Raw genomic sequence first — 15,313 nt, forward strand, 5'->3', positions numbered from 1 at the left:
CACACAATTCGATTGGGGGGCAAGGATGAATACCAAGCTGAGGATCGCCGTCATCGGAGCGGGCTATTGGGGCCCCAACCTAGCTCGAAATTTCCACAACAGCCCGGACTGGGATCTTGTCGCGATCTGCGACCTCGACCTGGACCGAGCCCAGAAGCTGGCCGACACGGTCGGCGGCGTTCGCGCGGTCACCTCACTCAATGACCTCCTGACCTCGGACGACGTGGACGCCGTTGCGATCGCGACGCCGGCCCGCACCCACCACGGCATCACGCGGGCCGCCCTAAACGGGGGCAAGCATGTAATGGTCGAGAAGCCCCTCGCGGACACCGGAATGCGTGGACGAGACATGGTGCGCGCTGCCGCTGAACGTGGCCTGGTCCTGATGACCGACCACACCTACTGCTACACGCCGGCCGTCCTCAAGATCCGGGAGCTGATCAGGGCGGGCTCCCTCGGTGAGGTCCTGTTCATCGACTCCGTGCGGATCAACCTCGGCCTCATCCAACCCGACGTCGACGTCTTCTGGGACCTGGCACCGCACGACCTGTCGATCATCGACTTCATCCTCCCCGGGGGCCTGCGACCGCGCAGCGTCTCGGCCAACGGCGCGGATCCCCTGGGCTCAGGGAAATCCTGCATCGGCTACCTCGTACTGCCGCTTCCCAATGGCGCAATGGCCCACGTGCACGTCAATTGGTTGAGTCCGACGAAGATTCGCCAGATGATCGTCGGCGGCACCAAACGCACCCTGGTCTGGGACGACCTCAACCCGCAACAGCGTCTCAGCGTCTATGACCGCGGCGTCGACCTGGAATTGCAGGCCCTCGACGGCGCCGAGCGCCAGGCGGCCACCATCTCGTATCGGCTCGGCGACACGTGGTCGCCGGCGCTGCCGGAACGGGAGGCACTGGGGGCCATGGTGGCCGAGTTCGCGGAGAGCATCCGCGAGGGTCGTTCACCGCGCACCGACGGCGAGGCGGGGCTGCGGGTGCTGTCCGTGCTGGAAGCGGCAAGCAAGAGTCTGGCGGCCAACGGGGCTGCGGTAGTGCTGAATGAAGACCGCGTGCCGGTCGGGGAGTTCTTATGACAACTTTGAGTGGGGCGCGCGTCCTTGTGACCGGTGGTGCCGGATTCATCGGCAGCCATCTGGTTGACACCTTGCTGGGTCGCGACGCCGCTGAGGTGCGCGCGCTCGACAACCTCAAGAACGGTACCCCGCACAATGTGGCTACTGCGCTCGAGGACCCGAGATTTTCCCTCATCGCCGGCGATATTCGTGACAGCGCGGTGCGAGAGCGCGCCCTGCGGGGCATCGACATGGTGTTTCATCTCGCCTGCTTGGGCGTGCGACACAGTCTGCACGATCCCCTGGAAAACCACGAGGTGAACGCCCTCGGCAGCCTCCTGATGCTGGAGAGCGCTCGCTCAGCGGGGGTGCGACGCTTCGTCTATGTGAGCACGAGCGAGGTCTTCGGCACGGCGCAGTACGCACCGATGGACGAACGCCACCCCACCTGGCCTGAGACTGTTTACGGTGGAAGCAAACTCGCCGGCGAAGCCTATGCGCGGGCATACTTTCGTACCTACGGGATGGACACCGTGGTCATTCGCCCGTTCAATACTTATGGTCCACGCAGTCACTTCGAGGGCGACAGTGGCGAGGTTATTCCGCGCACCATTGTTCGGTTGATCTCCGGCGAACGACCGATCATCTTCGGTGATGGAGAACAGACGAGGGACTTCATGCATGTGCTCGACACGTCCGCGGCCCTCGCCTTGCTCGCAGACGCACCCGGCCTCGCGGGGGAGACGCTCAACCTTGGGTCGGGCACCGAGGTGACAGTGAACGCGCTGTGCGCGGCCGTCGCCGCGGCCGTAGGCCGGCCGGACCTCACACCAGTGCACGACGTCGCTCGTCCCGGCGACGTGCGCCGTTTGCTCGGTGACCCGACCCACATGGCGTCACTTACCGGATTCGCGCCGACCGTGGAGTTCACCGCGGGCGTCGCGGACCTCGTTGAGTGGTTTCAGAAGTCAGCGGGAGCCGACCCCAACCGACTTTCTCACATGGAAGATCGCAACTGGGTCACAGCTGAGGCCGTCCGATGACGCGCCTCAATGTGATGCAACCCTGGATGGGTATGGAGGAGATCGCCGCCGTGACGGCCGTGATCGAGTCCGGATGGGTGGCACAGGGGCCTCGCGTTGCCGCGTTTGAGGAGCTGTACGCGGAGACCATGCAGATCCCGTTCGCCGTCGCGACCTCGAATTGCACGACCGCACTGCACCTGGCGCTGGTCGTTGCCGGAGTCGGTGCCGGGGACGAAGTGATCGTCCCGTCCTTCTCCTTCATCGCCACGGCTAACGCGCCCACCTACGTTGGGGCCGTGCCGGTCTTCATCGATGTCGACGCCGGCAATGGCAACGTCACGGCGGCCGGCGTCGCCGCAGCACTCACCGACCGCACGCGGGCCGTCATCGTCGTTGACCAGGGCGGCGTTCCAGTTAATCTCGCCCCGATTCGAGAGCTGTGCGATCCGTTGGGAATCGTGGTGATCGAAGATGCCGCCTGCGGTGCCGGTTCGACCTACCAGGACCGTCCCGTCGGGGCGGGCGCGGTGCTCGCCGCCTGGTCTTTCCACCCGCGCAAGCTGCTGACCACGGGGGAAGGCGGCATGCTGACGACCTCGAACCCTGAATGGGCTGCGCGAGCCAAACGGCTGCGCGAGCACTCCATGAGCGTGTCCGCGAGCGACCGGCAGGCGAGCGTGCTCGCGCCTCCAGAGGAGTACCGGGAGATCGGATTCAACTATCGGATGACCGACATCCAGGCGGCTGTCGGAATAGTGCAACTGGGCCGACTTCCCGAGATGGTGCGCCGACGTCGCGAACTCGCCAACGGATACACCGCGGCCCTGGCCGGCATCGACGGGCTGCGCCCGGTGCGGGACCCCGACTGGGGCACCTCCAACTTCCAGTCCTACTGGGTCGAGGTCGGTGAGGAGTACCCGCTCGACAGGGACGAGCTTCTGCTCCGACTCGCCGAGGCCGGTGTCTCCGCCCGCCGAGGCATCATGTCCTCGCACTTGCAACCGGCCTATGCCGGGTCACCGTCGCTGCGCGGTCCACTGCCGGTGTCCGAGCACCTCACCGGCACCACGCTGATTCTGCCGCTGTACCATCAGCTCGAAGCGGCACAACAGTCATCCGTGATCGACGCCCTGCTCGCTCCACTCGCGGTGGTCCAACATGGCTGACGTGCTGCTGGTGGCGGCGAGCGGCCTGGCCCGGGAGGCGCTCGCTGTGCTTCGGCGCTCCGGTGAGCACACCGCGATTGGCTACCTCGACGACGACGCGAGCCTGTGGGGCAAGATCCTCGACGGGCTGCCGATCCTCGGCGGAATTGTCAGCGCCATCGATCATCCGCGGGCGAGCCTGCTGGTCTGCGCCGGTCGCGGGGTCGCGCGGGCCGCGATCGTGGCCCGGCTCGCGGAGGACGGCCGCACCAAGGAGGATTACGTCACCGTCATCGACCCCAGCGTCACCGTGCCGGTCGATTGCACGGTGGGGGCGGGCAGCATCCTCCTCGCCGGCGTCGTGATGACCACGAATGTGGAGCTCGGCCGGCACGTGGTGGTGATGCCGAACGTCACGCTCACCCACGACGACCTCGTCGAGTCGTTCGCCACCCTGTGCGCGGGCGTCGCCCTCGGCGGTCACGCCTGGATCGGGGAGAGCGCCTACCTGGGCATGAACGCCAGCGTGCGGGAAGGCATTCGAGTCGGGAAGCGCGCGGTGCTGGGAATGGGCGCGGCCCTGACGCGAGACCTGCCGGCGGAGGAAACCTGGGCCGGGGTTCCGGCCCGTCCTCTGGCGGGAGTCCCCGCATGAAGGTTCCATTCCTCGATCTGGCCGCACAACAGGCCGAGATCGCAGACGAGGTGCTCCCCACCTGGCAGGCCCAACTCCTGTCCGCCGCGTTCGTCGGGGGCCCCGAGGTCGCCTCATTCGAGCGGGAGTACGCCGAGTACATCGGTGTCGAACACTGCATCGGAGTGGCCAACGGCACCGACGCCGTCGAACTCGCCCTGCGGGCCGTCGGCATCCGCCCCGGCGACGAGGTCATCATTCCCGTCAACACGTTCATTGCGACGGCCGAGGCCGCGACCCGCATCGGTGCCGTCCCGGTTTTCGTCGACGTCGATGACGAGTTCCTGCTGGTCGACCCGGCCGCCGTCGAGGCCGCGATCACCGCGCGCACCCGGGCGATCATCCCCGTTCACCTCTATGGCCAGACCGCACCGATGGAGGCGCTCTCCCCGATCGCGGAGCGACACGGGCTGGTGATCGTGGAGGACGCCGCGCAATCGCAGGGCGCGTCGTCGACCGTCGGCCGGGCCGGCTCGATCGGCCGGGTCGCCGCGACGAGCTTCTATCCGGGCAAGAACCTCGGAGCTGCCGGCGATGCCGGCGCCGTGCTCACCGACGACCCGACTATTGCGGAGTTCGTCCGGAACCTCGGCGCCCACGGCAGCTCGGTCAAGTACATGCACGACCGGGCGGGCATGAACTCGCGCCTCGACGCGGTGCAGGCCGCGGTGCTCCGGGCCAAGCTGCGCCGCCTCGACGGGTGGAACGCCGCACGTCGCGCCGCCGCCACCCGCTACACCGAGATGCTCGCCCACCTGCCTGGTGTGCGCCTGCCCCCCGTGCGCGAGGGCAACGAGGACGTCTGGCACCTCTACGTCGTGCAGGTCGCCGAACGCGACCGCGTGCTCGCGGAGCTCGGCGCCGCGGGCATCGGCGCCGGCATCCACTACCCGACGCCGTTGCACCTCACGGCGGCCTACGCCGACCTCGGTTACCGGACGGGCCAGTTCCCGGTCGCGGAAGCGGCGGCCCGTCGCATCCTCTCGCTGCCGATGTTCCCGCATCTCACTGCTCTACAGCAGGCGCAGGTGGCTGAGTCGCTCCACCGCAGTCTGGGCCCCGCAGCCGCCCAGCCGGACCTCGTCCAGTCGAGCGGTCTCGATCGATGACCGTGCGCCGCAGAATACTGGTGCAGGTCGGCAGCCTGGAGCTGGGCGGCGCCCAGATCAACGCCGTGCAACTGACCGCTGCGGTCGCCCAGCACGGATACGACAGCCTGCTTGTCGGCCCGCGGCAAACCTGCCCCCGCACGGGGCCATCCCTGCTCAACGTCGCGACCGACTACGGAGTGAGGCTCGAGGCCTACGACCGCCCCGCGTCGCTCTTCGGCCACGCGCGCGCTCTATCTGGGCTCGCCCGAACGTGGAACGCCGACCTGGTACACGCGTTCAGTGCCTCCGAGAGGGCCGCATACTGGGGGCCCGGACTGCTTGGTAGGCGCGCCCTGGTTCGCACCATTTACGAAATGTCATTTGATCCAAGGACGCATCCATCCGTGCCGGTGGTGATCGGCACGGGGTACCTGCGCGACGAGCTGTCGGGCCACCAGGGTGGCGCCACCCTGATCAGTCCCCCGGTCGACACAACCCGAGATGCGCCAGGCGTGACCGACCGGGATGAATTCCGACGCGGTCTCGGGATCGGCCCCGACTCGATCATGCTCGTCGTCGTCAGCCGACTCAGCGAGGAGATGAAGGCACACGGCATCGAGGATGCCATCAACGCCGTGGCCCGCCTGAATGACCCCCGTGTCCGTCTGCTCATCGTTGGCACAGGAGACGCCGAAGAGCGCCTTCGAGCATGCGCCGCGAGCGTCAATGCCCGGCTCGGAGAGGAGTCCGTCCTGTTCGCGGGCCCGCTCTCGGACCCGCGCCCCGCCTACGATGCCGCCGACGTCGTTTTGGGAATGGGGAGCTCGGCTGCCCGCGGACTCGCCTTCGGCAAACCGCTCATCGTGCTCGGCGAACGAGGCTGGAGCGCGGTGTTCCGGGAACCGGCCACGGACGCGATATTCCGCAACAGCTTCTGGAGCCCGAATGAGGTCGCTGACGGGGTCGGCCTGCTCACCGGGCACCTCCGCGCCCTGATCGAGGCTCCCTCCGAACGGGCACGACTCTCCGTCTCCGCCCGAGGTTTCGCCGAGGCCAACTTTGGACTGCCCGCCATGGCCAGCCGACTCGCGGAAGTCTACGAGAAAGCGCTGCACTCGACGTCCGCGCGCGCATGGGTCGGCGACCTGCAAATGGAGGCGCGGATCCTCGCGGCAAAGCTGGAGCGTACCGCCGACGCGGCCAGCGGTGGCCGACTCAAGCGCGGACGGCAGCACGCGATGCTGACTTGGGAGCAGCGCCGCCGCGACGAGACCCCACGGCTCAGAGAAGGGTCCTCGAAATGACGCTTGAAGCGAAGGTTGCCAAGGCATTCGGCATAGTCCGAAGTGACGGTCCGCGTGGGCTCGCGCAGAGGCTCACCCGATACGCGTATGGCCGACTCGGCGCGGCAGCCCTCGACCAGCCGTTATTCGATGACGACATCTCCGATTCGACGCGCCTTGACCTGGCAATTCCCGAACACCGACAGCCGCGATCGCAGCCGCTGAGGATCGGCTGGGTCATGACTCCTCCTCAGGCAGGCTCCGGGGGACACACCACTCTTTTCCGGATGGTGGAGGCGGTCGAGCGGGCCGGTCACAAATGCGACCTCTTCCTGTATGACCGGTACGGCGGAGACGCCCGCGGACACGAACGGGTGATCCGCGACTGGTGGCCGAACGTCCGCGCCGAAATCCACGACGCATCCGCCGGCATTTCAGGAGTCGACGCGTGCGTCGCCTCCTCATGGGATTCCGCCCACGTTCTCGCTCGTCGCGGTACCGGGCCGATGCGACGGTTGTACTTTGTGCAGGACTTCGAACCGTACTTCTACCCACGCGGGTCGATGTACTCCCTGGCGGAGGACTCCTACCGGTTCGGGTTCCGAACCATCGCCCTCGGCGAGATGGTCGCCCGGCTGCTACGTTCCGAGGTGGGGATCTCGCCGGACGTGACCGAGTTCGGGTGCGACACGTCGGTGTACCGGCCCCTGCCCGGCCGGGTGCGCACCGGGGTGGTGTTCTACGCGCGCCCCGATGTGCCCCGGCGTGGTTTCTGGCTTGCCCGCCTCGCGCTGCAACAATTCCACGAACGTCACCCCGAGGTCGACATCCATTTCTACGGGGCCGAGGTGTCGGGGCTCACTTTCCCGGCCACCCAGCACGGCAGGCTCGCCCCTGCCGAACTCAACGAGCTATACAACTCCAGCATCGCCGCGCTCGCCATGTCGTTCACGAACATCTCCCTGGTGGCCGAGGAGATGCTGGCAGCAGGCGTAATACCCGTCGTGAACGACTCGCCGCACTCGCGAGCTGACCTGGTGAACGACCACGTCGCATGGGCGAACCCAACGCCGTTGTCACTCGCCGTCGCCCTCAGCACGGTCGTGACTCGGCCGGACCGCGAGGCCGCGGCATGGGCAGCATCGGAGTCCGTCCGGCAATTCGGCTGGACCCGGGCCGAGGCCGCCGCGGTGCGGATCATCGAGGACGAGGTGTACGGATCGTGACCCCGCTGGAGCAGCAACCCGCGGCAACCACGCAGGCCGCCCCGTCCGTCAGCGCGCAGACTGCAGCCGGCGTGCTCTGGCTCACGGTGCAGAAATGGGTTGTCCGCCTCTCAGGTTTCGTCACAATCGCCATTCTCACCCGATTTCTCAGCCCGGCGGAATTCGGCACGGTGGCGGCCGCGACCGTGGTGCTCCCGTTCTTTTATCTCCTCGCTGACCTGGGATTCACCGCCTACATCGTGCAGGCAGAGAGCACCGGTCGCCGGATGTTGAGCACGGGCTTCTGGTTCTCGATGCTGGCCGGGCTCTTGTTATGCGCCGCGGTCGTCGGGATCGCACCTCTGGTCGGGCTGGTGTTCAGCTCCGACGAAGTTGTGCCGGTCCTGCAGGTGCTGGCGCTGGCGGTGGTGCTCACCGCCGTCTCGTCGGTTCCGACCGCGTTGCTGCGTCGAGCCATGCGGTTCCGTGCGCTGGCGATTCAGGGGACCATCGCCGCCATCGCCGCGCAGGTGGTAGCCATCACGATGGTCGTGACGGGCTTTGGTGTGTGGGCGCTGGTCGGCCAGACGTTGACGGCACTGTTGGTCACGGCAGTCCTCGCGTGGGTCGCGGCAGCGTGGCTTCCCTCGTTGGCCTTCTCCCGATCGGAATTCAGCACAATGGCACGCTTCGGCAGCCAGGTGCTCGGAGTCGAATTCGTCAACGTGGGTCGCGCTCTGGCGGAGACCGCGATCATCACCGCCACCCTCGGCCTCACCGGGCTCGGTTATCTGAGCATCGCCCAGCGGATCGTGCAGATCGTGCAGGACCTGACCGGGGCGGCGCTGCTGCCCGTGTCCACCGTTGCGTTCTCGCGGATCCGGGATGCCGCGGAGCGCCTGCGAGCCGCTTACGTGCGCGCGCTCCGAATGACCTACGCCATCATGTCGCCGCCGCTGATCGTGGTGGCCGTGGCCGCGCCGCTGATCATACCCATCGTCTTCGGCGACGGGTGGGCCGACAGCGGCCGGGTGGCGCAAATCCTCGCCCTCGCCGGGATCATGGTAGTCGGGGCGACTCTCGATCACGGGCTGTTCTACGGACTCGGCAAACCCGGTCGGTGGTTCGTCTACGCGCTCATCATCGATGCGTGCACCGTCGGCACGACGGCCGTCATGGTGCAGTGGGGACTCGATGCCATCGCGTGGGGGTTCCTGGTGATCGCCGGCATCGCGACCGTCATCCGGTGGTTCCTGGTCGCGAAGCTACTCCAGGCCTCCCCACGGACCTTGGCCGGACCATTCGGCCTACTTGCCGCTCTGGCCCTGACCGGAGGTGGAACCGGATGGGTGGTCCTCGTTCTTTCGACGAGCTTGCCTCCGATGGTGAGGATCGCGCTCATCGGTCTCGCCGTGACGGTGGTGTCCATCGTGGTGATTCGGTTGCTCGCCCGCCAGATCATCGTCGAGGTGGCCGGGCTCCTTCCCCGATTCAACCGGGCGATCCGCGTCCGCATTGCGTCCGCACCGAAGGAGCAAGCATGAACCCCACGACGTCGTCGCCGCACGTGCTGATCATCGTGCAGAACCTCCCGGTTCCGCTCGACCGCCGGGTGTGGCTGGAATGCCAGGCCCTGATCAGACGCGGCTACCGCGTGAGCGTGATCTGCCCCAAGGGGCCAGGCGATCCCTCCCGCCAGAACATCGACGGGGTCGACATCTACAAGTACAAGCCCGCCCCGGAAGCCAAGGGGCTCCTGGGGTTCGTCTGGGAATTCGCATACAGCTGGCTGCGCACCGCCTGGCTGTCGCTGGCAGTGCGGCGCGCCCGGCCGTTCGACATCATCCAGGCCTGCAACCCGCCGGACACCTACTGGCTGCTGGCGCTGCTCTGGCGTCCCTTCGGCGTCAGGTTCGTCTTCGACCACCACGACCTGAACCCGGAGCTCTTCATCTCCCGGTTCGGTGAGGCCCGCGGCGGGTTGAAGACCCTGGAGTACCGTGGCTTGCTCTGGCTCGAACGGGCCACCTTCCGCGCCGCGCACCGGGTCATCTCGACGAATGAGTCCTACAAGGCCATCGCCGTGCGGCGAGGACGTCGCAGCCCCGCGGACGTGACCGTCGTGCGCAGCGGGCCGGACACCCGTCGGATGCGCCCGATCTACCCCGACCACCCACGTGCCGCCGACCAGATCAACCTGGTCTACCTTGGGATCATGGGGCCCCAGGACGGCGTCGACCAGGTGTTGCTCGTCGTGGACGAACTCGTGAATCGCCGAGGGCGCACCAACGTGACCGCCACGCTCCTCGGCTTCGGCGACTGCCTGGAAGACCTGGGGCTGCAGGCGACCGCATTGGGACTCAATGACCACGTGACGTTCACCGGCCGGGTGGACAAGGTGGCCATCGCCGAGCATCTCAGCCGTGCCGACATCGGCGTGTGCCCGGACCTGAAGACACCCCTGAACGACCTGTCGACCATGAACAAGACGATGGAATACATGGCCTACGGACTGCCCTCTGTATCCTTCGACCTGGTCGAGACCCGGGTTTCGGGGGGCGACACCCTGCTCTACGTCCCCTCCGGCGACGTCGAGGCGTTCGCCGATGCCATCGAGACCCTGATCGACGACCCGGCGCTGCGCGCCACGCTCGGCCGCACGGCCCGCACCCGGGTGGCGACCCTGATGGATTGGCGCCCCCAGGCGGAGGCGTATGTGTCGGTGTACGACGACCTGTCCGGTTCGGCCCGGCCCGCGCCGCCCGCGCGGACCGACGAGGACGAGACGCTCGAGGACACCGACCCGGAAGGCCGGCGCTACGTCGACCTCGATGATGCCGAAGAGTTCGACCGGTATCTGCGGGAGCGCAGCGCACGAGCCGAAAGGACCACCCGCTGATGCCCACCCGGACGAGCGTTCATCATCTGCTCAGCCAGGCGGCCACCGCCACCCCGGATGCCCCGGCCCTGAGCTATCGCAATGCCACGCTCAGCTACGCCGAGACCTGGCGGAGCGCCCGCGCCGCCGCGGCCCAACTGCTCTCCGTGGGTGTTCAGCGTGGCGACCGGGTGGCGATCTACCTCGAGAAGCGGTTCGAAACCGTCGCGTCGATCTTCGCCGTGTCCGCCGCCGGAGGCGTCTTCGTCCCGGTCAATCACGTACTCAAGGCGGCACAGGTGCGCCACATCCTCGCCGACAGCGGCGCGGAGGTGCTGATCACGTCCGCCGACAGGCTCACCCAGCTCGACGAGGTCCTGCCGGACACTCGGATCGCGCACGTGATCGTCGTCGGCGCCGCGCTGCCGGACCCCACGTCGGCCTGGCGACTGCACGGATGGGACGACGGCCAGGCGGCGGCGGGAGAACCGGGCCAGTCGCCCGCGATCGACCTGGATCCGGCCGCGATCCTCTACACCTCCGGCAGCACCGGCAAGCCCAAGGGTGTCGTGCTCAGCCATCGCAACCTGATCGTCGGTGCCGAGAGTGTGAGCACCTACCTCGCCAACACCAGCGACGACGTCATCCTCAGCGTGCTGCCGCTGAGCTTCGACGCCGGCCTTAGCCAGGTCACGACGGCGTTCTCGGTCGGGGCGCACTGCGTCCTGATGAACTACCTGCTGCCGCGGGAGGTGGCGAAGCTCTGCGGGCAGTATGGCGTCACCGGCCTCACCTGCGTGCCCCCGCTCTGGCTGCAGCTGGCCGAGGTGAACTGGCCGGAGGCCGTGGCCGGCAACCTCCGATACTGGGCGAACACGGGGGGCAGGATGCCGCGTCCGACCCTCGATCGGCTTCGGGGAATCTTCACGGAGGCCGACCCATACCTCATGTACGGTCTCACGGAAGCGTTCCGATCGACCTATCTCGACCCGTCGGAGATCGATCGACGTCCCGATTCGATCGGCAAGGCCATCCCCAACGCCGAGATCCTGGTACTCCGCCCGGACGGGTCGCCGTGCGCGCCCGGCGAGGAGGGCGAGCTCGTGCACCGCGGGGCCCTGGTCGCGCTCGGCTACTGGGGCGACCCCATCCGCACCGCCGAACGCTACCGCCCCGTCGACGATCCTCGGGAGCAGTGGCGTGCCCCTGAACGGGCCGTCTGGTCGGGGGACACAGTGGTGGCCGACGAGGAGGGATTCCTCTACTTCGTGGGCCGAACCGACCACATGATGAAGACATCCGGTTACCGGGTGAGCCCGAGCGAGATTGAAGAAGCGGCGTACAGCACCGGGCTGGTGCGCGACGCCGTCGCCTTCGGCGAGGAGGACAAGGCGCTGGGTCAACGCATTGTCCTCGTGGTCACGCCGACCACACCCGACCTCGACGTCTCCGCGCTCGCCACCGCGCTCCGGCAGGCCCTGCCGCTATACATGGTCCCGTCCCGCATCGATGTGCGCGGTGAGCTGCCTCGATCGCCCAACGGCAAGTACGATCGCACCCAACTGGTATCGGAGGTGTCCGGATGAAGCCGCACGAGCATATGGCGAGCTTCGGCACGCTGGACGGCGAACTCCGGGTCGGAGGGATGCCGCTCAGCCGGTTGGCAGCGCGGGTCGGGTCGACGCCGTTCTTCGCCTACGATCGCGCGTTCCTCGACCAGCGGGTCGATCGGCTGCGATCCGCGCTCCCCGCACGGGTGGAGCTCAGCTTCGCGATGAAGGCCAATCCCATGCCCGCGATCGTGCAGCACCTGGCAAGCCGGCTCGACCGGATTGACATCGCGTCGGGCCTGGAACTGCAGACTGCGCTCGACACCACGATCCCCGCCGACAAGGTCAGTTTCGCCGGTCCGGGCAAGACGCCCGCGGAGATCAGGCAGGCGGTGGCCGCCGGCATCCTGATCGAGGTCGAGTCCAGCACCGAATTCCGCCGGGTCATCGCGGCGGGCGACGAACTCGGGCTCGTGCCGAATGTCGCCGTGCGAGTGAACCCCGACTTCGCCGTCAAAGGGTCGGGAATGCGGATGGGCGGGGGACCGCAACAGTTCGGCATAGACGCGGAGCAGGTGCCCGCTGTCCTGCGCGAGTACGCCAACGCCGGGGTTGACGTGCTGGGGTTCCACGTGTTCGCCGGATCGCAGAACCTGAACGCGGAGATCATCGCCGAGGCGCAGCGCCGCACTGTCGACCTGGTGAGCGGCCTCGCGGAGTACCTTCCCTCCCCGGTGCGTTACCTCAATCTGGGTGGCGGGTTCGGCATCCCCTATGTCGAGAAGGACCGGTCGCTCGATCTTGATGCGGTCGCGGCGAATCTCCACCAGCTGGTCGACGGTCCCATTACGGAGCGGATGCCTGAGGCAAGCCCCGTCATCGAGCTCGGCCGATACCTCGTCGGCGAGTGCGGGGTCTACGTCACCCGGGTCGTCGACCGGAAGGTGTCGCGCGGAAAGACCTTCCTCGTCGTGGACGGGGGCATGCATCACCAGCTCGCCGCCTCGGGCAACTTCGGCCAGGCGATCCGCCGAAACTATCCCGTCATCGTCGGCAACCGCGCCGAACTCGCCTCCGAGGAGGTCGTCACCGTCGTCGGATGCCTGTGCACTCCCCTCGACCTGCTCGCGAACGATGTCGAGCTGCCCACGGCCGACATCGACGACCTCATCGTCATCTTCCAAGCAGGGGCGTACGGACTGACCGCCAGCCCAACCGCATTCCTCGGACACCCCGCCCCGGCAGAAATCCTCGTCTAACCGTCCTCGTCACCACAAGGAGCAACCATGACCGACACCCTGAATGCCCTCCGTGCCGTACTGATCGAAACCCTCGAGCTGCGCCAAAGCCCCGAGGAGCTGCGGGAGGACACGGCGTTGTTCGGCGCGTTGCCGGAACTGGACTCGTTCGGTGTCGTGAGCCTGGTGGCGTCCATCGAGGATCGCTTCGAGATCACGGTCGACGACGACGAGTTCGGCGCCGAGATCTTCGAGACGGTTGGCACCCTGACCGGGTTTGTCGATGCAAAGCTCGCCGAAGCCTAGCCACGAGGGGCCGGACGGCGCCCTTCCCGGTTTCGTCGCCGTGGAGCGCGATGCCCCGACGCTCGACGGGATGCTCGGGTCCCAGGAGGGACTGACGACCTCGATCTGTGGTGCGGCGAAACTGACCTCGTGGGATGTGACATCGCTGAGTGAGAAACATTCGATCTTCGCGCTATCCCGGGTGATGAGAACCGAAAGCGGTGCGGTCTCGCCCGAAGAGATCGCCGAAGGCATGCGTCACAACCCGGCGGGGCTGACGCGCCTGCTCCCGCCCTTCGCCGCCGTCCGCGGCGACGAACAGGGGGTGACCATGGTCGCCGACGCGATGGGGTTCCGGCAGCTCTACCACAGCGTTCCCGATGCCCCCGGTGCGCCGGTGCTCTCGACCTCGGCCCTCTTTGCGGGCTGGATCCGCGGCGCCGAACTCGACCCGGCCGCCGTCGCCGTTCAGTCCCTGCTCGGCTGGCAACTCGGCCAACGCACCCTGTTTCGTGGGGTGGAGAAGCTCGACCCCGGTGCGGTCGCCCATCTCGATGCCGAGGGGGTGCACGTGGCCGCGACAGCGCGGAAACCCGAAGAGAGGATGTCGCTAGAGGACGCCGTGACTGCGGCGGCCCGGGTCTTACGCGTCTCGTTGGAGGCACTCCTGGACGACCACCCCGAGGCGGTCCTCCAACTCACCGGCGGTCAGGATTCCCGCCTGCTCCTCAGCGCTATCCCGAAAGCTCGCCGACGCGGGCTCCGGGCGATGACGCTGGGTGTTTCCGGCAGTGGGGACGTCACCGTAGCGAGGCAGCTCGCCGAGCGGAACGGACTGCGGCACGAGGTGCGCGGCCTTGCCGCCCTCGATGGGTTGACTGCCGCGGCGGGTTGGGACCTCGTGCAGCGGGCCGCGATGCGGCTGGACGGCATGTCGGATCCGATTGCCCTCGCGGCCCTCACCGTTGCGGAGGGCGGCTTCGATCAAGGAGTGCGGATCTCGGGCCTCGGTGGGGAGATCGCCCGTGGCTTCTATTACGTCGGTGGGGTCCGGGAGCGGTCGTTCACTCGCAAGGACGCGACCACACTCGCAGCGTGGCGAATGTTCGTGAATGAAGCAGTCGAGCCGGGCCTGCTCGACCCGGAGTTCTCCGCGTGGGCCCGCGCGACGGCCGACGATGAGGTGGCCTCTGCGCTGTCGAAGGGTGGGGACGAATGGTTCCGGGCCACGGACGAACTGTACCTGCGACACCGGATGCAGCGATGGGCGGGGGTCACCGACACAGCTGTCGGTGCCCAGCGAACAGTGATCAACCCGATGCTTTGTCAGGAGTTTCTCAGTATCGCATCGAGGCTTTCTCCGATGGACAAAGCGCACGCCCGCTTCCTCGCCAGGCTGCAGATGGAACTCGACCCCGAGCTGGGACGAATTCCGCTGGAGGGACGGACGGCTCCGATTGCGACCGCCTACCCGACCCCGTGGCGATCGGCTGTCGGCGCCCTGGGCACGGGGCGCCGCCTGGCCAGGAAGGTCGGCCAACGCATCCGGCGTGGGAATCGGCCTCCGGCGGGGGGTTCTGTGCTCGCCGGGAAGGTCGTCGCTCACTGGCGTGAGCATCCCGAACTCCTGTCGGCGACGGCACTCTCGGCCTTCGTCCGGCCGGACTGGATCGACTCCGTGATCGACGGACGGCTCCATCCGCGACCCAGCTCGGTCGCGTTCCTGACGAACCTCATCGTCGCGAGCGGCGGACACCGAGCGCCCATTTCGAGGGATGTTCGCGCGGGCGCACAATAGCGACGCGCGGGCGCACAATAGCACTTCGAGCGATGTAGGTTTGACCTGTTGC

Annotated in this window: 13 protein-coding genes; all 13 read left to right on the plus strand. The window is 67.5% G+C overall.

Annotated features, from left to right (window positions below; genetic code table 11):
• Positions 1-25: 25 nt before the first annotated feature.
• The 13 genes from QMG61_RS08095 (at position 26) to QMG61_RS08155 (ending at position 15,261) form a co-directional block, all read left to right on the plus strand.
• Positions 26-1,090, plus strand: a complete 1,065-nt coding sequence (locus tag QMG61_RS08095; protein WP_283493830.1) for a Gfo/Idh/MocA family protein — start codon at positions 26-28, stop codon at positions 1,088-1,090.
• Complete coding sequence (locus tag QMG61_RS08100; RefSeq protein WP_283493831.1) at positions 1,087-2,112, plus strand: NAD-dependent epimerase/dehydratase family protein; 1,026 nt, start codon at positions 1,087-1,089, stop codon at positions 2,110-2,112. The genes QMG61_RS08095 and QMG61_RS08100 overlap by 4 nt, the downstream gene beginning before the upstream one ends.
• The gene (locus QMG61_RS08105; RefSeq protein WP_283493832.1) at positions 2,109-3,260 is read left to right on the plus strand and encodes a DegT/DnrJ/EryC1/StrS family aminotransferase; all 1,152 of its coding nucleotides are present in this window, start codon (positions 2,109-2,111) and stop codon (positions 3,258-3,260) included. Before QMG61_RS08100 ends, QMG61_RS08105 begins: the two co-directional genes overlap by 4 nt.
• Positions 3,253-3,894 (plus strand): NeuD/PglB/VioB family sugar acetyltransferase, encoded by a 642-nt coding sequence (locus tag QMG61_RS08110; RefSeq protein WP_283493833.1) that lies wholly within the window; start codon positions 3,253-3,255, stop codon positions 3,892-3,894. Before QMG61_RS08105 ends, QMG61_RS08110 begins: the two co-directional genes overlap by 8 nt.
• Positions 3,891-5,042 (plus strand): DegT/DnrJ/EryC1/StrS family aminotransferase, encoded by a 1,152-nt coding sequence (locus QMG61_RS08115; protein ID WP_283493834.1) that lies wholly within the window; start codon positions 3,891-3,893, stop codon positions 5,040-5,042. The genes QMG61_RS08110 and QMG61_RS08115 overlap by 4 nt, the downstream gene beginning before the upstream one ends.
• Positions 5,039-6,328, plus strand: a complete 1,290-nt coding sequence (locus tag QMG61_RS08120) for a glycosyltransferase family 4 protein (RefSeq protein ID WP_283493835.1) — start codon at positions 5,039-5,041, stop codon at positions 6,326-6,328. Before QMG61_RS08115 ends, QMG61_RS08120 begins: the two co-directional genes overlap by 4 nt.
• A gap of 218 nt (positions 6,329-6,546) precedes the next feature.
• Positions 6,547-7,533 carry a rhamnosyltransferase WsaF family glycosyltransferase gene (locus QMG61_RS08125; RefSeq protein ID WP_283493836.1) on the plus strand — a complete coding sequence of 329 codons (987 nt, stop codon included), beginning with the start codon at positions 6,547-6,549 and terminating at the stop codon, positions 7,531-7,533.
• Complete coding sequence (locus tag QMG61_RS08130) at positions 7,530-9,056, plus strand: lipopolysaccharide biosynthesis protein (protein WP_283493837.1); 1,527 nt, start codon at positions 7,530-7,532, stop codon at positions 9,054-9,056. The genes QMG61_RS08125 and QMG61_RS08130 overlap by 4 nt, the downstream gene beginning before the upstream one ends.
• Positions 9,053-10,411 (plus strand): glycosyltransferase family 4 protein, encoded by a 1,359-nt coding sequence (locus QMG61_RS08135; RefSeq protein ID WP_283493838.1) that lies wholly within the window; start codon positions 9,053-9,055, stop codon positions 10,409-10,411. The genes QMG61_RS08130 and QMG61_RS08135 overlap by 4 nt, the downstream gene beginning before the upstream one ends.
• Positions 10,411-11,976: an acyl-CoA ligase (AMP-forming), exosortase A system-associated gene (locus QMG61_RS08140; RefSeq protein ID WP_283493839.1), complete on the plus strand. Its 1,566-nt coding sequence runs from the start codon at positions 10,411-10,413 to the stop codon at positions 11,974-11,976. Before QMG61_RS08135 ends, QMG61_RS08140 begins: the two co-directional genes overlap by 1 nt.
• On the plus strand, positions 11,973-13,199 hold the full coding sequence (locus QMG61_RS08145; protein ID WP_283493840.1) for a pyridoxal-dependent decarboxylase, exosortase A system-associated: 1,227 nt from the start codon (positions 11,973-11,975) through the stop codon (positions 13,197-13,199). The genes QMG61_RS08140 and QMG61_RS08145 overlap by 4 nt, the downstream gene beginning before the upstream one ends.
• A gap of 27 nt (positions 13,200-13,226) precedes the next feature.
• Positions 13,227-13,484 (plus strand): acyl carrier protein, encoded by a 258-nt coding sequence (locus tag QMG61_RS08150; RefSeq protein ID WP_283493841.1) that lies wholly within the window; start codon positions 13,227-13,229, stop codon positions 13,482-13,484.
• Positions 13,462-15,261 carry an asparagine synthetase B family protein gene (locus QMG61_RS08155; protein WP_283493842.1) on the plus strand — a complete coding sequence of 600 codons (1,800 nt, stop codon included), beginning with the start codon at positions 13,462-13,464 and terminating at the stop codon, positions 15,259-15,261. Before QMG61_RS08150 ends, QMG61_RS08155 begins: the two co-directional genes overlap by 23 nt.
• Positions 15,262-15,313: the final 52 nt, after the last annotated feature.

The organism is Cryobacterium sp. PH31-AA6 (assembly GCF_030063195.1).
Lineage (GTDB): Bacteria > Actinomycetota > Actinomycetes > Actinomycetales > Microbacteriaceae > Cryobacterium.